Genomic DNA, 23,143 nt, shown 5'->3' with positions numbered 1-23,143 from the left:
GCGGGAACCAAGATGATGAACATCACAGAACCAAGTTTTGATGAAGCCGAAATCACGCTGCTGCGTGAGTGTCTAAGCTCGAAATGGGTGACCCAGGGCCCATTGACCGAGCGCTTTGAGAAGCTGCTCGCCGAGAAGCAGGAGGTGAGGTATGCGTTAGCCTGCACGTCGTGCACCGCAGCGCTCCACTTGGCGACCCTGGCGCTGAATCTCGGAGCTGGGGACGAAGTGATTGTTCCGGCGTTCACTTGGGTAACGAGCGCGCACTGTGCCGAGTATGTCGGTGCGAAGCCGGTCTTCGTCGATATCGATCTGTCGACCTATAATCTCGATCCTGAGAAGTTGAAGGCGGCCATCACGCCGCGCACGAAGGCGATCGTTGCGGTCCACTTGTTCGGTCTCGCTGCCCCGATGGATGAGATCAGGGCCATTGCGGGGTCGCGCGGTATCGCCGTTATCGAAGACGCTGCCTGTGCGATTGGCACAACATACAAAGGCAAACCTGTCGGCGCGATCGGCGATGTCGGCTGTTTTTCCTTTCACCCGCGCAAGGCGGTTACGACCGGCGAGGGCGGGGCGGTGACGACGAATCGCGATGATCTTGCAGCGCGCGTGCGCTCGCAGCGCAATCATGGTGCGACGGGAGCTCCGGATCCTTCGATCGAGCCCCATGGTCCGTGGACGATGGCGACGTTTGACAATTTGGGCTTCAATTTGCGCTTGTCCGATATCCAGGCAGCTGTCGGTGTGGCGCAAATGGGCAAGCTCGACAGGGTGCTGGCGGAACGCAGGCGTCTCGGGCACCGCTATTCCGAGTTGCTCGGCGGAATCGATTCAGTCGTGCGACCGCTCGGTGGGGACGTCGGTGGGCATGCATTTCAATCTTATGTCATCCGAGTGCTAGACGGCGGCCGAAAGCGTAGGAACGAACTCATGGCCGCCTTGGCCGCAGAAAATATCCAAACGCGGCCAGGCACGCATGCGGTTCACCGCCTCGGGTACTATGTTGACAAGTATGGATGGCGAGCAGAGCAATTTCCAAACGCCATACTTGCCGAAGATACGACGATCGCACTGCCTCTCTTTCCAAAGATGTCCAATGAAGATCAGGATCGGGTGGTCGATCTCCTAGACAATGCCTGTCGAGGGAAGTAGCTGAAGGCCGATTATCTTCGCTGCACTCCAATCCGCAATACCGTCGGCTGAGCTCATCCAGATCTGTCAGCGAGTAAGGGCTTCACAGAAAGTGATCAGAAAATCCATCCTCGGCCATGTGATATGATTTCCAGGTTAATCAAGCGAATGCGAAGGGGGCGGTCGGGCACGTTTCCGAAGGGAACCCCGGGCATCCTGGCTTTTTACATGGCTGAGGACATTGCGGACTTTTTCTGCAGCGCAGACTGGTGCGTGCGAAGAGGCTCTCCAGCAGAGATGCTTCAAGCAGTCAAGGCGTTCCGGCCGCTCGCTTTCCCGGATGAGTCGGCCGAGGCGAAGCAGTTCTGGGATCGGCTCATGGTTGCAGCTAGTCGGGCCAGTCATGTTCGGTTGGCTATGGGCAGGTTGAGGAGCGTATGGGGGACAACGCCAATCGCTTCGCTGCGACACGTCACGCGAGCCGATAAGATGGCCGGCGTGGAGGCCGTATCTCTTGTGTTCACGCAATACTATACGACCTCAGATTTTGACATCAATCTCAGTCGCATCCAGGAGTTCATTCTAAAAAACGATAATCCCCTGTTCTACGCTTTCCGCAGATACGTTCACGCTTGGTCGTTGCTCGCATTTGATATCTTCCACCTTTACAACGACCGCGGATTGCTTGAGCCGGCGGGGGGCTACGGAAGCGAGCGCTTTGGGATTGCTTTGTCGGAAATGCAGGCCTATCGCGACGCGAACAAGCTTCTTTTCACTTACGCATACGGAGCTGACCACCGTTTGCGGCAGAGAACTCTGGCGTCCGCGAAGTTCAACATGTGCATGGATTGTCCAGCACCGGGACGCTTCTGCCTGTGTGACGATGAGGGGGGGCTGCAGACCCTGGAAACAATAGGGCGGTATGCGACGCGCATGGTTGGCTATGGTTTGTCAATAGATTATTTGCCGAACCCGTACTTCATGAGATACTTGATCGTCGATGTCGCGGACCTATTGCCCAGAGCTAAACCTAGTGACCACTCAGACCCGGTCTTACGAGTTGGACACTTTCCGAATCATGACCACTTCAAGGGTACGCGTTACCTGGTTTCCGCCATCGACGAGCTGAAGCGGCAGGACCGAGCTATTGAATTGGTCAAGCTTTCAGGGCTGCCTCGCCGAGAAATCCTTGATCAGATGACGAAGGTCGACGTTGTCGTTGACCAGTTGATCAGTGGCGCCTTCGGCCTCACCGCCATCGAAGCTATGGCGCTAGGCGTTCCTGTGATCGCCAATATCCGGCCGGGGCTTCGCATTCCGTCGCCGCAAGAATGCCCCATCATTAAAGCGGACCCGGAGACCATCGGCCAAGTGCTGGATCAACTGAGCAAGGACAGGGCCCCGCTGATAGAAGCTGCGGCCCGCGGCCCGGAGTATGTAAAGAAACATGCCTCCATTGAGGCGCTGGCGACAGACCTGCGACAACTTTACAAGGCTATGTTGCCACGACGTTTGGGAAGTGCAGCGATTGCTTTAGGAGCCTCGCGTATTGCGGAGGCGGGGAGGCGATGGGCTTCGATGGGAAGGCGGGTAGCGAAGCGCCTCGGTGATCTGGCTGAGCGCTACGCCAGAGCAGCACCTGCCGCACGTCGAGCTTGGATTCTAAGACGCCTTCGTAGGGAAGCCGGCAGAGTGCTCTCGCTGTTCATGCCAACGACGCTTCGAATTTACCTCGGGACTGCTGAGAAGATCGTGTCCGGTGCATATGCGCTTGAGCTTCGCCAGCGGCTCAATCCGTTGGTCCGCGAGAAAAGAAACGCATCGTCTCAAAACGCGGCTTTTCACGGACTGTACGCGACGGTCCAGCCAACGGTGCTCAGCAGCGATCTGAAAGCGCTTGGGTGGCACTCTGTCTACGAGGCGTTCGACTACAACCCTGCGTTCGTGGCTCCAGACGTCGTGCGCAATGATGTCTTCCATCCGGATTTCTATTTCGAGCACGTATCATTCGATCGCGTCGGCATAGAACCACGGCGGCCGCCGGTCACAGATACGTTCAATTTGGACAACCTGGAACGTTACTTCATGAGTAAGTGGGGGCGGTATGACGTCTACCACTTTAACTGGTTCCTGAGCTTTCTCCCAGATAACTTGGACGTTGAATATCTCAGGAAAAGTGGCAGCTCTGTCTACTTTCACTGGCGGGGCTGTTTTATTCTTACTAAACTGGCACCCGAGTTCGCAGCCCAGGGGAAGAGTGTCGCGGATGCTTGTGCCGCCTGCAAGGCGCGCGGCTGGCGACGCGAATATTTCCGTCGATTCCAACGCGGAGTGCGCGAAGCAAATCGAGTTTTTGTATCGACGCCCAACCTCTGTCATTGTAGCCCTGATTTCGAATATTTGCCGTTGTCCTTAGACGCGGAAACTGCTGCTTTGCGACCCGAGGTCGAGAACCCTACAAAGGGCGGCGGACCGGTCGTAGTGATGCATGCACCTTCATCAGCGGCGATGGAAAACGTAAAGGGCACAAAGCACGTTGTTGCAGCCATAGAACAGCTCCAGCGAGAGGGTTTCGACATCGAACTGGTCATGGTCCAGAACTTGGAGCGACGGGAAGCCATCCGCAAGTTCGGACAGGCTGACATCTTTGTGGAGCAGTTGACCCTTGGATCTTACGGCAACACTGCGATCGAGGCTATGGCGCAAGGAGTGCCGGTGATTTCCAGCCATCATCCAGATCACGCCCATCTTGTCCCCGGATGTCCAGTCGTCCACGCAGATCCTACGACGATCGCGGATCGCCTCCGCGATCTGCTGCGCGACGATGACGCCAGGTTGGCGCTCGGCCGTCGCTGTGCTGCTTTCGTGCGAGAGTTTCACAATCATAGCCACATCGCCGGCCATGTTAGTCGCCTCTATCGGGAGGATCTCGGCCATTTGCACACCCGTGCGCCAAATAAGCTCGATAATCAGGAGCCGTACTATGGCCCGTGACCGCAAGCCACGTGTCTATCATGCTCCATTCGACGTTGGCGGCAATGCATACTATCTGTCCCGAGCCGAGCGGGGACACGGGTTCATTTCGAAAACGTTCGTTTATTTTCGCCAGTGGTTCGGGTATCCCATCGACCGCGATCTTAAGGTGGGGGCAGGCGGCAACCCGTTTTTGTCTATTCGCTGGTGGTTTGGGCTAGCTGAGATTCTGTTCCGGGCTGATGTCGTACATTTCAATTTCGGTACCAGCCTCCTCAGCGATTTGAATCGCAAGTGGATCATGGCCGATTTGCCACTGCTGAACGCGGTCGGCATATCAACCTTCGTTACGTTCCAGGGATGCGACAGCCGCATCAGCGACTTCGCAATCGAAAACTTTCAGGTCAACGCGTGTGCGAACTGCCGCAGTCGGCTTTTGTGCGAGTCCAGCTACAACGACTATAAGCGTGAGATGATTAATGCTGCGCTGGCCTGGATGGACGGTGTCTATGCCGTCAATCCAGACCTTTTGCATAACATCCCGGGCGCACAATTTCTCCCCTATTCCAACTGCGATACGCGCACCTGGGTTCCGCCGCTAGATGATGAGCCGGACTCGGGGGCACGTCTGCGTGTGCTTCATGCCCCAACCTGGCGGGAGATAAAGGGTAGCGACTTTGTCATCGCTGCAATCAAGGAGCTGGAAGCCGAAGGCGAGAATGTCGAACTCGTCCTCGTCGAGAATGTCCCGCATGCTGAAGTCAGAGGGGTGTATGAGACGGCGGACTTGCTGGTCGATCAAGTTCTGGTGGGTTGGTACGGCGGTCTTGCAGTTGAACTAATGGCCCTAGGCAAGCCCGTCATTGCCTTTTTGAGAGAAAGGGACCTCGAGCTTATCCCGGTCGAAATGCGGGATGATTTGCCTGTCATTTCGGCGACCCCGGAGACGCTGAAGGAAACTCTCCGCGGATTGATTCGCGATCGTGCTGGACTGCGTCTGCACGGCAAGCGTTCGCGAGCCTTCGTTGAAAAGTGGCATGCTCCTGACAAAGTGGCCGAGTTTACTACTACTGCGTATCTTAAAGCGATCGCCGCTCGCGGCGGGCCGGTGAGAGTCGGAGCACGGCTCGGGAGGTTGGCCAGGTTCTTCGGGTTCTACGCGCGTTTCGGTCTGCGCACGTGTGCCTCGATTTGGAGAGGCCGTCTCTATTCCTGGGTGTGGCGGGCCGGGCCAGCTATCACTGCCGCGTTCGCCGTTCTGGCCGCACCTTTCATTTGGTTAGCTGCCTTGTGGCGGCTGCATGTGGCTGCACGACCGGCTAGCCTTTGGGGCACGACTCCTATCCTTACGCTACCTCTGCTGGCCGAAGCCGACAGACAGATGGGTTTTCATTCAAAGACTTTAGCCTATACAACCTATTACATCACAAGTAAGTTCGACTACGTCCTCAAGCCGCAGATCGAGTGGCTTGCCAAGCGATTTCCATTTTTGATCCCGGTGTTCCGGCGGCTTGTTTTCGCCTGGGCTCTGATCCGCTTCGACGTATTTCACTTCTTCTACGATGAAGGAATTCTTGAGAGGGATGGTCGTTTTGGCGTCTCCAACTCCGAACTGAAATGGCTGCGTCGGTTTGGCAAGCGCATCTATCTCTATGCCTATGGCGCCGATATCCGCACCAGAAAGGAGACCGAAGCTTTAGGCAAGTTCAACTGCTGCACGCATTGCGATCGGCCTGGCATCAACTGCCTTTGCGACTCCGATGCAGGCGCCAAGAACATGGAGAAATTCTCCAAATACGCCACTCAGCTCGTTTCCATGGGCGACATGATGGCCTATACACCGGGTGCACGCCGGCTCTGGTATTGGCCGATTGACCTCGACAAGCTGAGTTACGTCGGAACCTCGGTCGAGGTCGACGGGCGGCCCCTGCGGATATTTCACGCTCCCAATCACGGCTGGGCCAAAGGATCGCAATATCTGATAGCCGCAGTGGACAAGCTGCGAGCCGAGGGTGTGGCTATTGAGCTGGATATGGTGTCAGGGGTCCCGAACGATGTCGTGTTGTCGCGAATGGCGGACTGCGATGTCGTTGTCGATCAGCTGCTGATAGGCTGGCATGGCTACACTGCGTTGGAATCGATGGCGCGAGGCAAGCCTGTCATCTGTTACATCCGTGACCGCGCCGAGCTTGTCGATGCCGAGGCCTGTCCGATCATATCTGCCAATCCCGATACGATCGAGCGGGTGCTGCGTGAACTGGTGGAGCGTCCGCGCGTGGAGCTAGCAGACCTTGGGCGCAGAAGCCGGGGGTATGTCGAGAGAAATTATTCGGTCAGTGCAGTCGCCGCTCGACTAGGCGAGCTCTATGTTGATACGGCGAAGTTTCCACGTCGCGTCGAAGCCGCGATCAGCCGACGCACGAGCTGCTTGCTGCCGGCCGAAGACGTACCGGCGGCGGGACAATTGGCTTAAACTGGGCGGTTCGAGCATGTGTGGCTTGGCAGGTATTCTCCATCGAGATCGTGTTCGCGATGCGGGCCGGCGCATAGGGTCAATGGCCGCTGCGATTCGTCACCGCGGGCCCGATGACGACGGCTTCTTCGAGGATGCAGATATTTCGCTTGGCTTCCGCCGGCTGTCGATCGTCGATCTTCATTCCGGTCGGCAACCTATGACTAACGAAGACGGCACCGTCTGGGTGGTCTTCAACGGTGAAATCTACAATCACCGCGAGCTTCGTCGAGAACTTGAAACGGAGGGCCACCGCTTCAAGACCGATCATTCCGACACTGAGGTTCTCGTCCACGGCTATGAACAATGGCGCGAGAAGCTTCTCGACAAGCTGAACGGCATGTTTGCGTTCGCAATCTGGGACCAACGTGCGCGAAGTCTCACACTCGGTCGCGACCGTCTTGGCATCAAGCCGCTCTACATTGCGGAGACGAGCGAGGGGAGCCTGTTGTTCGCCTCCGAAATCCGGGCGCTGCAGGCCTCGGGATTGGTTTCGCTTCAGCCGGACGACGCCGCAGTCTTCGCATATTTCCAGAATCAGAACATCTGGAACGGCAGATCCATGTTCCGGGGCATTCGCCAGCTCCGAGCGGGCTACTATCTGGTGGATGACGGCCGGGGGCGCCGCGAGGCCGAATATTGGGACTTCTCCTTCAACCGTCGGAGCAAGGCGCCAGCGGTGGCGGCTACGATGCTGCGGGACGTCCTTGACGAAACGGTCGATCGCCAAATCGCCGCTGACGTACCGGTCATGGCCTACCTGTCGGGCGGTATCGATTCCACCTCACTTGTCGCCGCGGCCCATCGGCGCGATCCGAAGGTGCGCGCCTATTCGTGCATCTTCGATCTCGAAGGGGTGGGCGAGGATCGGCAGGTTGATGAACGAGGGTTCTCGCGGCTGGTGGCGAATGAACTCGCCATCGAGCACGTCGAGCTGGAATTGCCCCAGACGGTATTGCGCCGAGCCTTGCTGCCAACCCTCCAGGCGCTCGAAGAGCCGCGCATGGGCATGGCTTATGTCAATTATCTCATTGCGGGGCGCGTCGCCGAGGATAGCAAGGTGGTCCTGTCCGGCTGCGGCGGCGACGAGATGCTGGGCGGCTATGTGGGGCGCTATGGCTACGTTGGCGGCGCTGCAAGTGGGGCCGCACGTTCCTGGTGGTGGAGGTTTCTACGCCCGCAGGAAGCGTCGGCGGTCGAGCGGATATTGCCGCTCTATACATACCCGCTTATGCCGTCGGAGTACGACGCTGCCTTCACTGCCTCGTTCAAGGCTGGCGCCGGGGATTACAGCGTGGCCGAGGAGTTACGCGCCTTATTGGCGCGCGCACCGTCGGATCATGTCTGGGATAAGCTGCTTTACGCCGATGCAAAGACCTATCTGGCTGGGCTGCTGATGGTGGAAGACAAGGTTTCGATGGCCCACGGGCTGGAGGCGCGTGTTCCGTTGCTGGACAATCGGATAATTGACCTGGCGACGAGTTTCGATTGGAGCCTGTTGACCGACGGCAGTGTGGGCAAGAAGGTGTTCCGCGATGCAGTCCGCCCGTGGGTTCCGCAGCGCATCGCAGACAAACCGAAAATGGGGTTCGGTCCCCCGGATGCGTCTTGGTATCGTGGCGGGCTGCGTCCCTTCGTCGAGCAGGTATTGGCGCCGCAGCGGGTCGCTGCCCGCGGCGTCTTCAATCCCGATTTCGTCGCCACGGCCTTGGAAGCCCATATGTCGGGAAAAGCGAATAGGCTCACACTGCTCTGGTCGCTGCTGTCATTCGAGGCTTGGTGCGAAGCGTTCGACCTCTACGGCGGCGACCTCGGCATGCCATTGGGCGACGAGAATCGGCTGCACCCGTTGTCACGCAGCGTCGCCAGTTCGTAGTTACTATGTGTCAGTCCAATCGAGCTGAACAGAAGCACTTTCGGAGGTAATTGACGTGAGACCCGAGGCTTTAGCTCTCTTCCAGCCTGATGGAATGAAAGCAGGTGAACTCGAATTGCGATCGTTCGCATCCGCAGACGATCATGTGCTCGAGGGCGCGTTGGTTGCGGGAGATGGTCGCTGGTTTCCAATCCTGGAAGGTGTTCCTTCATTCTTGACAGGAATCCTGCAACGGGATCTGTCGGAGTTTGCCAGACGGCATGATCTGCCACTCAAGGCAACCACCGCAGGACTTGCCGCCGCTGAGCAGGCGAAGACGAATGAAACGTTCTCGGATAAATGGCGCCGCTTCAAGAACTACGGCTTTGATGACGCACATAAGGAGTTCCTGTTCGACTGGTATCGCAAGAAATTCGGCTTCCAGACGGTCGAAGAACTGAAGGCCTTCTACAAATCTCGCCGACGTATCCTGGAATGCGGGCCTGGCTCCGGCTTCAATACTCGATTCATGGCTGAGAATACGGAGGGAGAGGTCTTCGCGCTCGATATCTCCGACGCTGCCTTTACTACCTTCGGCAATACCAAGGGCTTGCCGAACTGCTCCGTCGTCCAGGCCGACCTCATGGCCGCTCCCTTCGCCGACGAAAGCTTCGACTTCATTATTGCCGATGGCGTTCTGCATCACACGCCCGACACACGGGCCGCGGTCGAAGCGCTCTATCGCAAGCTGGCCCCGGGTGGGCAGTTCTTCTTCTATGTCTACAGGAAGATGGGCGCCGCTCGCCAGTTCTGTGACGCGCATATCCGCGAGCATTTCACCAAGCTTAGTCCCGAAGACTGCTACGCCGCTTGTGAAGGGCTTACCGACCTGGGACGTGCTCTCTCGAAGCTCGCTGCGACGATCACGCTTGAGAAGCCGATCCCTGTTCTCGGCATTCCAGCTGGTACGCACGATGTTCAGCGGCTCATCTACTACAACTTCGTCAAGTGTTTCTGGAACGAAGCCTTCGACTACGAGACGAACAACATGGTCAATTTTGACTGGTATCATCCTCACAACGCGTGGCAGCACACCGGCGAGGAGGTTGAGAGTTGGCTGAAGGGATTGGGAGTTAAGACCTTTACCTTCAACGACGCCAACCCGAACGGCATCTCTGTTCTGCTGACAAAACCAGCGGGCTAATTCGAGCATGCGGATCTTATTGACAGGCGGTACCGGCTTCGTCGGTTCTGTGTTGGCCCGCCGGCTGGTTGCTAGCGGCCATGAGCTGTTTTGCGTCTGTCGGCCGGAGGCGTCCGTTGCCTTCGGCACTAAGGTCGATTGGGATGGCACCAGGCAGATCGAGGCCGGCACGTTTCCGGAAGGCGTCGATGCGGTGGTGCACGCGGCCCAATCGCGCAACTATCGGCAGTTTACCGGAGACTCCCGGGAGATGTTCGCGGTCAATGTCGGCATGACGATGCTGCTGCTGGATTGGGCGGCGCAGTCGGCGGTCAAGCAGTTCTGCCTGATATCTTCCGGCGCGGTGTACGAGCCATTCGGCGGAGCGCTGCATGAAGACAGCGCGTTGGCACCAACCGGCTTCCTCGGGTCGACCAAGCTCGCTTCCGAGGTGATCGCCAAGCCATTTTCGAAGCTGTTCGGTCTCAGCATCCTCCGACTATTCTTTCCCTACGGCCCTGGTCAGCATGGCCGGCTGGTCCCGGACTTGATCCGTCGCGTTCGGCAGGGCAGCCCGGTTCAGCTTAGCGGAGATGCCGAAGGGCTTCGGCTGACCCCGACCTTCGTGGACGATGTCGTCGAGGTCATTCTCGCGAGCATCGCGTCGTCATGGTCGGGGACCGTGAACGTTGCGGCACCCGAGACGCTGTCAATTCGGCAGGTCGCCTGCTCCATTGGCCGAGAGCTCGGCACCGAGCCGAAGTTTGAGATCACGAGCGGCGGCGCTGCGGTCGACATGACCCCGGATTTGAACCGGCTGGCGGCGCGGTACGATTTGAGCCGGTTCACTCGCTTCGATGAAGGCGTGCGGCGAATGCTGGCCTGCGCTTCGGATCAGCCCGTCAGTGCGCAGTGAATTCGCGTGCGCATTGACGAATTGTGCCGGCGGCTGCGCAGCTTGGGCTTTGGGCTTGTCCATTCGGCTCAACGAGTCTATGCAACCGGAAGCGGAAGTACGCGCCGAAGGCACCTCTTCGACGGTAGGCTAACCAGAACAATGTCCCGCGTGGGCATGACTTCACCAGAACCAGATGGCGCTTGAGATGAAAGCTGAGCTGATCGATAAGCTTGACCGCAAGACGGCGAAAATCGGAATCGTCGGTTTGGGCTATGTCGGCCTACCTTTGATGCTTCGCTATTGCGAGGTCGGCTACAAGGTGATCGGCTTTGATATAGACCAGCCCAAGGTCGACGCGCTTCGCGCCGGCCGCTCCTACATCGAGCATATCTCGGGGGCCAGCATCAAGAATGCGACGGAGCTTGGGTTTGAGCCGACGACCGATTTCTCACGCGCGCAAGAAGTCGATGCGCTGATCCTCTGCGTTCCGACCCCGCTCAACAAGTATCGCGAACCCGATCTCAGCTTCGTGCTGAATACGACGGAATCGCTGCTGCCGTATCTCCACCAGGGAATGGTGTTGTCGCTCGAAAGCACGACCTATCCCGGTACGACCGAGGAAGAACTGAAGCCGCGCATCGAAAAGTGCGGCCTCACCGTCGGCAGCGACATATTTCTCGTTTTCTCGCCGGAGCGCGAAGATCCGGGTAACCAGAATTTCACGACCCGATCGATCCCGAAGGTCTGCGGCGGCTGCACGCCCGCATGTCTCGAGGCCGGCATCGCCCTCTATCGCCAGGTGATCGACAAGGTCGTTCCGGTGAGCTCGACGCAGGCCGCCGAGCTGACGAAGCTTCTCGAGAACATCCATCGTTCGGTGAATATCGGTCTCGTCAACGAGATGAAGATGGTCGCCGACAAGATGGGTATCGACATTCACGAGGTGATCCGCGCCGCGGCGACCAAACCGTTTGGATTTGTCCCGTACTACCCCGGTCCCGGCATCGGCGGGCACTGCATTCCGATCGACCCGTTCTATCTGACCTGGAAGGCGCGGGAATACGGCATGCATACGCGCTTCATCGAGCTCGCCGGAGAGATCAATTCCTCGATGCCGGACTACGTCGTGTCGAAGATCTCGCTCGCTCTCAATCAGCGGCACAAGTCGATCAGCGGCAGCTCGGTCCTGGTGCTCGGCATTGCCTACAAGAAGAATGTCGACGACGTTCGCGAGTCGCCTTCGGTGCTCTTGATGGAGAAGCTGCGCGACCTCGGCGCCAAGGTCGCCTACAGCGATCCGCACGTTCCCGCGTTCCCGAAGATGCGCGCGCACTCGTTCGACCTGTCGAGCGTCGCGCTCACTGAGGACAATTTGCGGGGCTTCGACTGCGTCCTCCTTGCGACGGACCATGACAAGTTCGACTATCAACTGCTCGGCAAGCATGCTCCGCTGCTCGTCGACTGCCGAGGAAAGTTTGCTCAGCCGGCAGACAACATCATTCGCGCGTAGGCGATCTCGCGAGGCTTTCCGCCGGACGATCCCTGTGAACGGGTGACCGGCGGGACTTCCGAGCGCCGACTAGCTGGTGCTTGCCGCCGGTAGATTTTCGTTCAAAGCGGCCTTCGGCGCCTGGTCGAAGGCTGATCGTGGCGCAATGTACCAGAGCAGGAACAGCAGCCCGGTGCCGTTGGTCAGCAAGGCCGTCGAAAGCGGTACGTTGAGGAGCACCTGGGGGAGCAGCCCGGCGGATAGCAGCACAAATTGCGACGGCAAGCCGGCCGACAGGCGGTTGCCGAGAGCAATGATCAGCCCGCAGCCCAGCGCGGACACCGGTGCTAACACGAGGCCGACCGACGCGATCCCTTCGGTGGCGAACAGCGAAGCATTGAAGGAGCCGAGATCGTAGGACCTCGCCATGACGGCCCATATCGGCTCGTGGTAGGCGCAGGGAACCACGAGCTTCAGCACGTTGATCTGGCAGAAATGGGTCAGCGGGTGCGCTGAGAAGTAGTTGTTGTAGATTTCAAGGGCGAGCGACGGGATCGCAACCATCCTGGTGTTGACGGTGCCGAAATAAACCAGTCCGGGGGTGAGCGGAAACAGCTCGGTCTTGACCAGGACGAACAAGATCACGCCGATCAGGACAGGCAGGAAAAACGACAGGATCGTCGCCACCCTGGCCTCGACCACCAGCTTGCAGACAACGGCGAGAAACAGCAGCCAGACCGGAGCAAACAGCGCCATCTTGGTCAGCATGATCGGGTAGAACAGCAGCATCAGGAGCAGGGCGATTCCTGCCTGCCAGATCCGCTTGCTGGTGACGAAGCAGGCAAAGGCGAGCGGCAACAGGGCGTTCGAGACGATCCAGACGGCGTATTGCAGGACGCCGGGCAACGCCACCTCCGCGCGATATTTGTACATCTCGGAGAGGTTGACCAGCTTGAGGTGGTAGAGAGAGCCGATACCGATGATGGCGGCTGAGCCGATCAGGATGACGGACGGCATCATGTAGAACGCGCGGGCCGGCATCACGACGGCCTGCCGCAGCGGGGTGGTGATGAACACCGCGGGGGCGAGGAATGCAAAGGCCGACAGCACGATCGAGGCAAGCGCCAGGCGGTGATCGTAATCGAGCACCGAAAATTCGATGAGCCAGAGATATCCCAGCACCATCACGTAGAAGTAGAAGCCGACAAGATAGCCAAAGCTGAAACGTCCGATTGCGAACAGGATCACGACCGGGCTGAACGCGACGACGTTCAGGATTGCAGCCGCCAAATGCGACTTGTCGAAGCCGATGACACCCGGGAAGGAGTTGGTGATCGTGATGCAGTACAGAGAAACAGCGCAAACCACGATGTGGGCATAGGCGAGCAGGGCAAGCCTGGCCTGGCGCCAACCGAGACCGGGCTCCAGCTGAATAACGCGATCGTTCATTCTGTTTTACCGCCGTGTCGGGCTGTGCGTTTGGACCGTCTCGTTGGTGGTTATCGTATTCGGCAGACCAGGCCCACGCGATTGCCAACCGATATCGTCTGTTCGATCCAGGGACATGGCACGGCGCTGACAGGACGACAAGAATGATGCCCATATGGCATTCTATTGTTCCCGCCCAATAACACAAATTTCGGTCGCCATGACAGATCGCGGCACGCGTTTCGGGTACGGGGGGCCCAGATCGGATCGTCCTCACCTGATCGCATGGCCTTGCGTTAACCCGAGTTTTCTGGGAAATGGAACGCTATCGTGCGGCTCGCAAGGCCGCTGTTCCCTCGGCTTTTCGGCTGGCTGCAACGGTCGGCCGCGAGACAAGACAGGGCCTGTTGCATGATCAGATTTGGCCTGCTCGGATGCGGGCGTATCGCCAAGCGTCATTCCGACCTCCTGGGTGGCAGTCACATCGAGGGAGCAAGCCTGGTCGCGGTCTGCGATCCGATCCGCGCGCGGGCGGATGCGGTTGCCGGGAAGTTCGGCGTTCCGGCGCATTACGACATGGACGAATTCCTGGCGCGCAGGGATATCGACGCGGTTGCTGTGCTGACCCCGAGCGGGCTGCATCCCGCGCATGTGATCGCCTGCGCCAAAGCCGGCAAGCACATCGTGGTCGAGAAGCCGATGGCGCTGCGGCTGCAGGACGCCGACGACATGATCCGGGCCTGCGATCAGGCCGGCGTCAAGATGTTCATCGTCAAGCAGAACCGCTTCAACGTGCCGGTGGTCAAGGCGCGCGAGGCGCTCGACGCCGGCCGCTTCGGCAAGCTCATCCTGGGAACGGTGCGGGTGCGCTGGTGCCGCGACCAGGCCTATTATGATCAGGACGATTGGCGCGGCACCTGGGCCTATGATGGCGGCGTGCTGACCAATCAGGCCAGCCACCATGTCGATATGCTCGAGTGGTTCTTCGGCGACGTGGTGAGCGTGCACGCGCGCGCGACGACGGCGCTGGCCAACATCGAGACCGAGGACACCGCCGTCGCGACGCTGAAGTTCCGCAACGGAGCGCTCGGGATCATCGAGGCGACCACCGCGGCGCGCCCGACCGATCTCGAAGGCTCGCTGTCGATCCTCGGTGAAAAGGGCACCGTCGAAATCTCCGGTTTCGCCGTCAACCAGATCCGGCACTGGCGCTTTGTCGACGAACTGCCGTCGGACAAGGACGTCGTGGAGAAGTTCTCGGTCAACCCGCCCAACGTCTACGGCTTCGGCCATCAGGCCTATTATCATCACGTGGTCGACTGCCTGGAGAACCAGCGCGCCGCGCTGGTCGACGGGCTCGAGGGCCGCAAGAGCCTTGAGCTGATCTCGGCCCTCTATGAGTCGATCGAGACCGGCGAGGAGGTTGCGCTGCGCTTCACGCCGCGGTTGAGCCGGCTGGGTGTCGTTTCGTGAACCAGCCGGAAGTGCATCAGGCCAGCGTGCGCGATGTCGCGTTCGGCGAGCGCGTCAAGATCGTCGAGCCCTGCAATATCTACGGCTGCAAGCTGGGTGACGACTGCTTCGTCGGGCCTTTCACCGAAATCCAGAAGGGCGCGGTCGTCGGGGCGCGCACCCGCGTGCAATCGCATGCCTTCATCTGCGAGCTCGTCACCATCGGCGAGGACTGCTTCGTCGGGCACGGCGTGATGTTCGTCAACGACACGTTCGCGACCGGGGGCCCGGCGCGCGGACGCAAGGAACTGTGGCGCGAGACCGTGATCGGCAACCGGGTGTCGATCGGCTCCAACGCCACGATCATGCCGGTGAGGATTGCCGACGACGTCGTCATCGGCGCGGGATCTGTTGTGACCAAGGACATCACGACGCCTGGCACCTATGCCGGCAATCCGGCGCGCCGGTTGCTGGCGAGCCAATAGGGCAACAGGGGAATATCGATGGCCGTGCCGTTTGCCGACCTGCAGCTGCAGTACCAGTCCATCAAGAGCGAGATCGATGCTGCGATCGCCGGCGTGATCCGCGACAACGCCTTTATCCGCGGCAACTATGTCGACGCCTTCGAGCGCGAGTTCGCCGCAGCCGCGGAGGTCGCGCACTGCGTATCCTGCGCCAACGGCACCGACGCGCTCTACCTCGCCATGCGCGCGCTGAAGGTGCAGCCGGGTGACGAGGTGATCACGACGGCGCATTCCTGGATCTCGACCGCTGCGATGATCACCCATTCCGGCGCCACCGTCGTGTTCTGCGATACCGACGACGCGACGTTCACGATCGATCCGGCGGCGATCGAGGCCGCGATCACGCCACGCACGGTCGGCATCATCCCGGTGCATCTGTATGGCCAGCCCGCGGATATGGACGCAATCATGGCGATCGCGCAGAAGCACAAGCTCTGGGTGATCGAGGATTGCGCCCAGGCCCATCTCGCGCGCTACAAGGGTCGCATGGTTGGCACCTTCGGCGAAGCCGCGACCTATTCGTTCTATCCCGGCAAGAATCTCGGCGCGATGGGCGATGCAGGCGCGGTCGTCACCAACGACAAGGCGCTCGCCGAGCAGATGGCGATGCTGGCGCGCCATGGCGGGCTGGTGAAGCACCAGCACCATATCGAGGGCGTCAACAGCCGGCTCGACGGCATGCAGGCCGCCATCCTCTCGGCCAAGCTGCCGCATCTCGAAGCGTGGACCGAGGCCCGCCAGGCCGCGGCCGGGGTCTATGATGCCGGCCTCAACCAGATCGAGGATGTCGTGGTGCCCGAGGTCGCACCGGCGCGAAGCCATGTCTATCACCTCTACACGATCAGGCATCCGCGCCGCGACGCGCTCGCCGCCCATCTCAACGCCAACGGCGTGCAGACCGCGATCAACTATCCCACGGCGCTGCCGTTCCTGCCGGCCTATGCCCGGTTTGGCCACCGGCCGGAGCAGTTCTCCAACGCCCATCGCGATCAGGGCCAGATCCTCTCGTTGCCGATCTTCGCCGAGATCACTCGCCAGCAGCAGGACGAGGTGATCGACCTGGTCCGCAAATTCTGATCGCGATCCTGGCCTCGCGCCGCGCGGGGCTCAGCTTCGCTGCAGCAGGGGCCTCAGGAACGCTTCCAGATTAGGGCCTGAGAACAGGTAGCCCTTCAGGCCAGCTGCGCGCGCAGCCTCGAGGTCGGTCGGCTGATCACCGACCAGAAAGCTTCGTTCGACGTCGACGGGAAAGCGTTCCAGCAGATCGGTGATCATGCCTGGCGAGGGTTTGCGGCGATGGCTGACCTGCCGATATCGCTCAACGGTTCCTTCCGGGTGGAACGGGCAATACTCAAAGGCGTCGATATGCGCGCCGATCTTGCCGAGCTCGGCGGCGATCCAGTCGTGAAGTTGCTGGACGTGCGCCTCCTCATAGAGGCCCCGTGCGACGCCTGATTGATTGGTCACGACAAACGCAAAATAGCCCATGTCGTTGACGGCCTTCACGGCCTCGCGCGCGCCGTCGATCCAGATCAGCCTGTGGCTCTCGAACAGGTAACCGATGTCCCGGTTCAGGACGCCGTCCCGATCGAAGAAAACCGCCGGCCTTTGCGGCTGATCTCCGGAAGCGCTGCTCATGAGGTGATGATCCCGTCGCCACGAGGCATGAGCTAGCTCAATAGTTCACAATGCCGCGCGCGACAACGCGAACTGGACGGCACCGCGGGGGCGGCTCATCGCTCGTCCGCGATCACCTTGCCGTCGTTCGGCAGCGAGCCTGCGCCGACGAGCTCGACGGCGCCGCCGAGTTTTGTCACCGCACGCAGCGTCGCCGCGACTTCGCCCTGCAGGGCATCCGGCGCCGAGGCGCATTCCGCCCGGAGTGTCATCGCATCGGCCTCGCCGGCGCGCGTGACGACAAGGCGCAGCCGTCCGAGCTCGGGATGGCGCTTGCCGATTTCCGCGACCTGCTCGGGGCGCACGAACATGCCCTTGACCTTGGTGGTCTGGTCGGCGCGGCCCATCCAGCCCTTGATGCGCATATTGGTGCGTCCGCACGGGCTCGCACCGGGCAGGGCGGCGGTCAGGTCGCCGAGCGCGAGGCGGATCCAGGGATGATGCGGATCGAGCGAGGTCACCACGATCTCGCCGACGTCACCCGGCGCAACCGGATCGCCGGTGCCGGGCTTGACGATCTCCAGGATCAGCTCCTCATTGACCGTCATTCCCTCGCGTGCCGGGGTTTCGAACGCGATCAGGCCGAGATCGGCGGTGCCGAAGGCCTGATAGGCCTCGACGCCGCGCGATTTCATCTCCTCCTGCAACGATTTCGGAAAGGCCGCGCCCGAGACCAAAGCGCGCTTGATCGAGGACACGTCGCGGCCGGCGCTGGCGGCGGCGTCGAGCAGTATCTTTAGGAAGTCCGGCGTGCCGCTATAGCCGACCGGGCGATAGGCCTCGATCAGCTCGAATTGCTGCTCGGTATTGCCGGGGCCGGCGGGGATCACGGCGCAGCCGAGCGCCCGCGCGGAGGCGTCGAAGATGAAGCCGCCGGGGGTGAGGTGATAGCTGAAGGTGTTCAGCACCACGTCCCCCTCGCGGAAGCCGGCCGCAAACAGCGCCCGCGCCCCGCGCCAGGGGTCCGCTTGGCGGCCTTCGGGCTCGAAGATGGGGCCGGGTGAGGTGAACAGCCGGGCGAACGACCCGGGCGCATCAGCCACGAAGCCGCCGAATGGCGGGGCGGCCTTGTGCAGGGCCGGCAGTTCCGATTTGCGCAGCACCGGCAGTCCCGCCAATGCCTCCCGGCTGGTGATGGATGCGGGATCGGTGCCCCTCAGCAAATTGGCATAGGCGGGCGCCGCCGTTGCCTTGCGCAGGACCTCCGGCAGCCGGGCGAACAGCGCGGCCTCGCGGGCGGCCGGATCGCGCGTTTCAAGGGCGTCGTAATGGTCGGTCATGGCGGGTCCTTGAGGGAGGATTTGCGCAGGTGGCGTGCCGGTCTGCCCGTGCTATCAGACAGTGAGCGCTGACATTGGGACGGTTCCAGGAAGCACGATGGCTGAGGCAGAGAGCGTTGCGGCGGACGGGACCGCCGATGTCGTCGCAAGGTTGAAACGCCGCATCATCGACCAGGCCTTGCCGCTGTGGTCGACGGTGGGGTGGGACAGCGCGGCCGGCGGCTTCGTCGACCGGCTGCATGTGGACGGCAGCCCGGACCACGCCGCTCCGCGCCGCGTGCTGGTGCAGGCGCGTCAGATCTATTGCTACGCCAAGGCGGCCCAGATGGGCTGGTATCCCGAAGGCCGCGCGATCGCGCTGAAGGGGCTGGATTACCTGCTGGCCAAGGCCAAGGCGCCGGATGGCCGGCCGGGCTTCGTCTTCAGCCTGACGCCGGCGGGCGGCGTGCACGACCCGCTGCGCGACACCTACGGCCATGCCTTCGTGCTGCTCGCGCTGGCAACCGTCTACGGCCTCGACCAGGACGCCCAGATTCGCGCCGAGATCGACGCGCTGCTGGCGTTCCTCGACACCCAGCTGCGCTCGCCGCATGGCGGCTTCCAGGAGGGCCTGCCGCCGTCGATGCCGCGCCGGCAGAATCCGCAGATGCATCTGTTCGAGGCAATGATCGCGTGTTTCGACGCGACGCACGACTTGTCGTTCCAGAACCGCGCCGGCGATTTCTTCGCGCTGTTCCTTGCCAACCTCTATGACAAGCAGACGCACACCCTCAGCGAATATTTCGAGGAGGACTGGTCGAGGATCCCGCCGGTCAGCATCGAGCCCGGGCACCTCGCGGAATGGGTCTGGCTGCTGAAGGGTTTTGAGCGGATCACCGGCTGCCCAACGGGGCGTCCGCGCGGCGAGCTCTTGGCCTCGGCGTTGCGCTATCGCGACGCCACCGGCTGCCTGATCGACGAGGGCGATGCCGAGGGCAATATCCGCCGCCACACCAGGCGACTGTGGCCGCAGAGCGAACTGGCGAAGGCTTGGATCGCGCAGGCCGAGTCGGGCGAAGCCGGAGCTGCGGACGAGGCGCGCGCGGCGCTGGTGCTGCTGGAGCGGCACTATCTCAGCCATCCCGTGGCCGGCGGCTGGTATGACCAGTTCGACCGCGACGGCAATTCGCTGATCGCCACGATCCCGGCGTCGTCGTTCTATCATGTGCTCTGCGCGGTCACCGAAGCGGAGCAGGTGCTCAGCTAGGACCGCCTTCCTGGTCTGACGCGCTTTCTGCACACGTGGCTCCGCTCGAAAACGCCCGATATCCTCAGAGCCAGCGCTTGCGCCGCTTGAAGCTCTTCAAGTTCTTGAAGCTCTTGCGCTGGTCGCCGGCGCCGCCGAGGTAGAATTCCTTGACGTCCTCGTTGTCGCGCAGCTCGTCGGCGGAGCCGTCGAGCACCACCTTGCCCTGTTCCATGATGTAGCCATGGCTCGCGACCGAGAGTGCCGCGCGAGCATTCTGCTCGACCAGCAGGATCGTGACGCCGAGATCGCGGTTGATCTCCTTGATGATCGCGAACACTTCCTTGACGAGCAGCGGCGACAGCCCCATCGACGGCTCATCCATCAGGATCATCTTGGGGCGCGCCATCAGCGCGCGGCCGATCGCGAGCATCTGCTGTTCGCCGCCGGAGAGATAGCCGGCAAGGCCGGTGCGCTCCTTCAGGCGCGGGAAGTACTTGTACACCATGTCGATGTCATCAGAGACCTCGCCGTCGCGACGGGTGAAGGCGCCGAGCCGCAAATTCTCCAGCGACGTCATGTCGGCGACGATGCGGCGGCCCTCCATCACCTGGAAGATGCCGCGGCGGACGATCTTGTCCGGATCGATGCCGTTGATGCGCTGGCCCTCGAACAGGATCTCGCCGCGCGTGACTTCGCCATCCTCGGTCTTGAGCAGGCCGGAGATCGCCTTCAGCGTGGTCGACTTGCCGGCGCCGTTGGCGCCGAGCAGCGCCACGATCGCGCCCTTCGGCACCTCGAGGCTGAGGCCGCGCAGCACCAGGATGACGTCGTCATAGACGACTTCGATGTTGTTGACGCTGAGCAGTGGTGGCGGCGGGACGGCCGTCGGCACCGGGCGGGTGGCTTCGAGGGTTTCGTTCATCTCGACTATTCTCCGCTGTCGTCACCCGCGTTTCGTGCGCAATTGCGCGCTCGAGCGGGTGACCCAGTATTCCAGAAACGCCGGCGATCAAATCGTGAGAGCGCGGCGTACTGGATCCCCCGCCTTCGCGGGGGATGACGATTGTTGTCGAGGCGGCGCAGGAGGCCGCCTCACGACCTCACCAGCCGAACCATTCCGGCTTGCGCGGCAGTTCGACGGTCTTCACCTTCTCGAGCTTGATCGTGCCCTTGCCCATTAGGTCGTTGATGTCGCCATCGGTCGCGCCGGACACCTTGGCGCGGTAGAGATCGACCTTGGTCGTCGGGCGATGATCCTTCTCGGTCCAGGTCGAGGGATTGCAGACGCCGTCCATGCCGGCCGGCACCCAGTCCTTCTTCTGATAGAAGCCCTTGGCGACGTTCTCGCCGGTGGCGCCGCCGTTCTTGGCGGCCCAGTCGAGCGCTTCCTTCATGTAGAGCGCGCTGCAGACCGCGGCGATGTAGTGCACCGGGCGATAGACCTTGCCGGACGGATCGGACATCTTCGAGATCTCCATCACCGTCTTCATGCCGGGCGCATTGCCGCCCCAGCCGACCGCCGTGCGCAGCGGGAAGATCACGCCGTCGGCGGCATCCCCCGCGGTCTTGGCAGCGTTCTCATCCATGCCCCAGACGTTGCTGAGGAACTGGACGTCGACGCCGGCGGTCTTGCAGGCCTTCATGACCGAGATGTTCGAGGCCGCGGTGTTGCCGAGATAGGCGTAGTTGGCGCCGGAGCTCTTCAGGCTCAGGCACTGCGCCGAGTAGTCGCCGGGCGACAGCGCGAACACCAGCGGCGGCAGCACCTCGAAGCCAAGCTCGGTCGCGAGCGCTTCGCCGGCGGCCTTCGGTGCGTTCGGATAAGGATGGTTGGCGCCCATGTGGACGAATTTGGGCTTGCCGGGTTTGCCCTTGGCCTTCCAGTCCTCGGCCGCCCAGGTCAGCTCGGCGCGCAGCGCGTCCGAGTAGCTCGGGCCGTAGAAGAAATTGAACGGCGCGGGCTTGGCTTTGCCGCTGGTGCCTTCGGGATCGGTCAGCGCGGCCGCGTATGAGCCCGACATGTCGGGGATCTTGTCCTGCGCGAGAAAGCCGGTCAGCGCCTCGGTGTCCGCCGTGCCCCAGCCTATGATCGCCGCGACCTTGCCGTCGGGCGCTGACCACTTCTTGTACAGCGCGATCGCGCGCGGCACCTGGTAGCCATAGTCGTTGCTGTCGACGCTGAGCTGCTTGCCGCCGACGCCGCCGTTCTTGTTGACCCAGGCGAAGGTATCGGCGACGCCCTGGCCATACGGCGTGCCGACATCGGAGGTGCCGCCGGAGAGGTCTTGCAGATGGCCGATGGCGATCTGGGCCTGCGCGGTGGCGGCGGCGCCGCTGATCAGCAGCGCGAGGGAGACCGAGCTCAAAAGGGATCTAATCGTCATTGTTGTTTCCTCCTGCTTATTCGTTGAACCGAATTTTGAGTTGTTCCATGCCTCAGTGCGAGAACGGGTAAAGCTTCCAGTAGGCCTTGATCTGCCGCCAGCGATGCGCGAGCCCGTCCGGCTCGAACATCAGGAAGCCGATGATGATCAGGCCGATCGCGATCTCGCGCAGGAAGGTGATGTTGTTGTTGAGTTGCAGCGCCTTGTCGATGGCGCCGCCCTTTAGCCACGCGCTCAGCCATTCCATCGATTCGGGCAGCAGCACCACGAAGGCGGTGCCCATCAGCGTGCCCATCACCGAGCCGGTGCCGCCGATGATGACCATCGCGAGGAACAGCACCGAGCGCTCGATGCCAAAACCTTCCTGGGAGACGACGAGCTGGTAGTGCGCGTAGAGCGCGCCCGCGATGCCGGCAAAAAAGGCGGCCAGCCCGAACGACAGCGTCCGGTACTTGGTGAGGTTGATGCCCATGATCTCGGCGGAGAGATAGTGGTCCCGGATCGCGACCAGCGCGCGGCCGTCGCGGGTGCGCATCAGGTTCGTGACGAGCAGATAGCTCACCACCATGTAAGCGAGCACGACGTAGAAATACTGCCGGTCGCCGCGCAGCGTGTAGCCGAAGATCGAGAACGGGTTGGCGCTGGCCGGCACCGAGCCGCCCGAGAACCATTCCGCGCGCGAGAAGAAGTCGAGCAAGATGTACTGCGCGGCGAGCGTCGCGATGACGAGGTAGAGCCCCTTCAGCCGCGCCGCCGGTACGCCGAAGATCAGGCCGACCAGCGCTGTGATCACGCCGGCGAGGGGGATCGCGAAGAACACCGGGATCGGCGCGTTGTTGGAGATGTAGGCCGAGGTGAAGGCGCCGAACAGGAAGAACGCGGCGTGGCCGATCGAAATCTGGCCGGTGAAGCCGACCAGGACGTTGAGGCCGAGCGCTGCGATCGCGAAGATGCCGATCTGGATCGCGATCGAGAGCAGATAGTTGGACAGCAGCATCGGCGCGAAACAGGCGATGATGATGCCGGCAATCGCGAAATTGCGGCTGGTCGCGGTCGGGAAGATCGTGGTGTCGGCCGCGTAGCTGGTGCGGAAATCGCCCGACGGAATCAGGGTGCTCGTTGCCAT

General features: G+C 61.4%; 17 protein-coding genes. 11 read left to right on the top strand and 6 right to left on the bottom strand.

The window, feature by feature from the left end:
* Window positions 1-12 precede the first annotated feature (12 nt).
* The 7 genes from QDT69_RS11815 to QDT69_RS11785 all read left to right on the top strand — a co-directional run bounded on the left by QDT69_RS11815 (window position 13) and on the right by QDT69_RS11785 (window position 12,065).
* Window positions 13-1,155, top strand: coding sequence for a DegT/DnrJ/EryC1/StrS family aminotransferase (locus tag QDT69_RS11815; RefSeq protein ID WP_279706717.1), 1,143 nt, complete (start codon window positions 13-15; stop codon window positions 1,153-1,155).
* A gap of 207 nt (window positions 1,156-1,362) precedes the next feature.
* The gene (locus tag QDT69_RS11810) at window positions 1,363-4,128 is read left to right on the top strand and encodes a glycosyltransferase (protein WP_279706716.1); all 2,766 of its coding nucleotides are present in this window, start codon (window positions 1,363-1,365) and stop codon (window positions 4,126-4,128) included.
* The gene (locus tag QDT69_RS11805) at window positions 4,118-6,580 is read left to right on the top strand and encodes a hypothetical protein (protein ID WP_279706715.1); all 2,463 of its coding nucleotides are present in this window, start codon (window positions 4,118-4,120) and stop codon (window positions 6,578-6,580) included. Before QDT69_RS11810 ends, QDT69_RS11805 begins: the two co-directional genes overlap by 11 nt.
* Window positions 6,474-8,495, top strand: coding sequence for an asparagine synthase (glutamine-hydrolyzing) (asnB, locus tag QDT69_RS11800; protein WP_347952034.1), 2,022 nt, complete (start codon window positions 6,474-6,476; stop codon window positions 8,493-8,495). Before QDT69_RS11805 ends, asnB begins: the two co-directional genes overlap by 107 nt.
* 55 nt (window positions 8,496-8,550) lie before the next feature.
* Complete coding sequence (locus QDT69_RS11795) at window positions 8,551-9,678, top strand: class I SAM-dependent methyltransferase (protein WP_279706713.1); 1,128 nt, start codon at window positions 8,551-8,553, stop codon at window positions 9,676-9,678.
* Between the two features lie 7 nt (window positions 9,679-9,685).
* Entirely contained in the window at window positions 9,686-10,573 is an 888-nt protein-coding gene (locus QDT69_RS11790; RefSeq protein WP_279706712.1) for an NAD(P)-dependent oxidoreductase, read from the top strand.
* 187 nt (window positions 10,574-10,760) lie between these two features.
* Window positions 10,761-12,065: a nucleotide sugar dehydrogenase gene (locus QDT69_RS11785; RefSeq protein WP_279706711.1), complete on the top strand. Its 1,305-nt coding sequence runs from the start codon at window positions 10,761-10,763 to the stop codon at window positions 12,063-12,065.
* Window positions 12,066-12,134: 69 nt separating this feature from the next.
* On the opposite strand, the gene QDT69_RS11780 is transcribed toward QDT69_RS11785, so the two are convergent.
* Entirely contained in the window at window positions 12,135-13,493 is a 1,359-nt protein-coding gene (locus tag QDT69_RS11780; protein WP_279706710.1) for a hypothetical protein, read from the bottom strand.
* Between the two features lie 390 nt (window positions 13,494-13,883).
* Here QDT69_RS11780 and QDT69_RS11775 point away from each other — a divergent pair, with 390 nt between their 5' ends.
* The 3 genes from QDT69_RS11775 to QDT69_RS11765 are packed head-to-tail and all read left to right on the top strand — an operon-like array spanning window position 13,884 to window position 16,525.
* On the top strand, window positions 13,884-14,945 hold the full coding sequence (locus QDT69_RS11775; protein WP_279706709.1) for a Gfo/Idh/MocA family oxidoreductase: 1,062 nt from the start codon (window positions 13,884-13,886) through the stop codon (window positions 14,943-14,945).
* Window positions 14,942-15,409: an acyltransferase gene (locus QDT69_RS11770; RefSeq protein ID WP_279706708.1), complete on the top strand. Its 468-nt coding sequence runs from the start codon at window positions 14,942-14,944 to the stop codon at window positions 15,407-15,409. The genes QDT69_RS11775 and QDT69_RS11770 overlap by 4 nt, the downstream gene beginning before the upstream one ends.
* A gap of 18 nt (window positions 15,410-15,427) precedes the next feature.
* On the top strand, window positions 15,428-16,525 hold the full coding sequence (locus QDT69_RS11765) for a DegT/DnrJ/EryC1/StrS family aminotransferase (protein ID WP_279706707.1): 1,098 nt from the start codon (window positions 15,428-15,430) through the stop codon (window positions 16,523-16,525).
* A gap of 30 nt (window positions 16,526-16,555) precedes the next feature.
* Here the strand turns inward: QDT69_RS11765 and QDT69_RS11760 are convergent, their stop codons facing one another.
* Entirely contained in the window at window positions 16,556-17,086 is a 531-nt protein-coding gene (locus QDT69_RS11760; RefSeq protein ID WP_279706706.1) for an HAD family hydrolase, read from the bottom strand.
* A 95-nt stretch (window positions 17,087-17,181) separates the two neighbouring features.
* A complete protein-coding gene (locus QDT69_RS11755) occupies window positions 17,182-18,405 on the bottom strand; it encodes an AMP-binding protein (RefSeq protein WP_279706705.1) in 1,224 nt (407 codons plus the stop codon).
* A 97-nt stretch (window positions 18,406-18,502) separates the two neighbouring features.
* Between QDT69_RS11755 and QDT69_RS11750 the strand changes: the two genes are divergently transcribed.
* Window positions 18,503-19,651, top strand: a complete 1,149-nt coding sequence (locus QDT69_RS11750; protein WP_279706704.1) for an AGE family epimerase/isomerase — start codon at window positions 18,503-18,505, stop codon at window positions 19,649-19,651.
* Window positions 19,652-19,715: 64 nt separating this feature from the next.
* Here the strand turns inward: QDT69_RS11750 and QDT69_RS11745 are convergent, their stop codons facing one another.
* From QDT69_RS11745 to QDT69_RS11735, 3 genes are all read right to left on the bottom strand, one after another.
* Window positions 19,716-20,555, bottom strand: a complete 840-nt coding sequence (locus QDT69_RS11745; protein ID WP_074130662.1) for an ABC transporter ATP-binding protein — start codon at window positions 20,553-20,555, stop codon at window positions 19,716-19,718.
* 178 nt (window positions 20,556-20,733) lie between these two features.
* Entirely contained in the window at window positions 20,734-22,017 is a 1,284-nt protein-coding gene (locus QDT69_RS11740) for an ABC transporter substrate-binding protein (RefSeq protein ID WP_279706703.1), read from the bottom strand.
* 52 nt (window positions 22,018-22,069) lie between these two features.
* A complete protein-coding gene (locus QDT69_RS11735; RefSeq protein WP_279706702.1) occupies window positions 22,070-23,143 on the bottom strand; it encodes a branched-chain amino acid ABC transporter permease in 1,074 nt (357 codons plus the stop codon).

The sequence above is a fragment of the Bradyrhizobium sp. CER78 genome (genome assembly GCF_029846235.1).
GTDB lineage: Bacteria > Pseudomonadota > Alphaproteobacteria > Rhizobiales > Xanthobacteraceae > Bradyrhizobium.
This window is presented reverse-complemented; position numbering and strand designations above follow the sequence as displayed.

What these genes read in the sequence shown, in the direction of transcription:
- QDT69_RS11815 (WP_279706717.1), top strand. Translation starts at nt 13, where the DNA reads ATGATGAACATCACAGAACCAAGTTTTGATGAAGCCGAAATCACGCTG.
- QDT69_RS11810 (WP_279706716.1), top strand. Translation starts at nt 1,363, where the DNA reads ATGGCTGAGGACATTGCGGACTTTTTCTGCAGCGCAGACTGGTGCGTG.
- QDT69_RS11805 (WP_279706715.1), top strand. Translation starts at nt 4,118, where the DNA reads ATGGCCCGTGACCGCAAGCCACGTGTCTATCATGCTCCATTCGACGTT.
- asnB (WP_347952034.1), top strand. Translation starts at nt 6,474, where the DNA reads ATGTTGATACGGCGAAGTTTCCACGTCGCGTCGAAGCCGCGATCAGCC.
- QDT69_RS11790 (WP_279706712.1), top strand. Translation starts at nt 9,686, where the DNA reads ATGCGGATCTTATTGACAGGCGGTACCGGCTTCGTCGGTTCTGTGTTG.
- QDT69_RS11785 (WP_279706711.1), top strand. Translation starts at nt 10,761, where the DNA reads ATGAAAGCTGAGCTGATCGATAAGCTTGACCGCAAGACGGCGAAAATC.
- QDT69_RS11780 (WP_279706710.1), bottom strand. Translation starts at nt 13,493, where the DNA reads ATGAACGATCGCGTTATTCAGCTGGAGCCCGGTCTCGGTTGGCGCCAG.
- QDT69_RS11775 (WP_279706709.1), top strand. Translation starts at nt 13,884, where the DNA reads ATGATCAGATTTGGCCTGCTCGGATGCGGGCGTATCGCCAAGCGTCAT.
- QDT69_RS11765 (WP_279706707.1), top strand. Translation starts at nt 15,428, where the DNA reads ATGGCCGTGCCGTTTGCCGACCTGCAGCTGCAGTACCAGTCCATCAAG.
- QDT69_RS11760 (WP_279706706.1), bottom strand. Translation starts at nt 17,086, where the DNA reads ATGAGCAGCGCTTCCGGAGATCAGCCGCAAAGGCCGGCGGTTTTCTTC.
- QDT69_RS11755 (WP_279706705.1), bottom strand. Translation starts at nt 18,405, where the DNA reads ATGACCGACCATTACGACGCCCTTGAAACGCGCGATCCGGCCGCCCGC.
- QDT69_RS11750 (WP_279706704.1), top strand. Translation starts at nt 18,503, where the DNA reads ATGGCTGAGGCAGAGAGCGTTGCGGCGGACGGGACCGCCGATGTCGTC.
- QDT69_RS11745 (WP_074130662.1), bottom strand. Translation starts at nt 20,555, where the DNA reads ATGAACGAAACCCTCGAAGCCACCCGCCCGGTGCCGACGGCCGTCCCG.
- QDT69_RS11740 (WP_279706703.1), bottom strand. Translation starts at nt 22,017, where the DNA reads ATGACGATTAGATCCCTTTTGAGCTCGGTCTCCCTCGCGCTGCTGATC.
- QDT69_RS11735 (WP_279706702.1), bottom strand. Translation starts at nt 23,143, where the DNA reads ATGGCAACGAGCACCCTGATTCCGTCGGGCGATTTCCGCACCAGCTAC.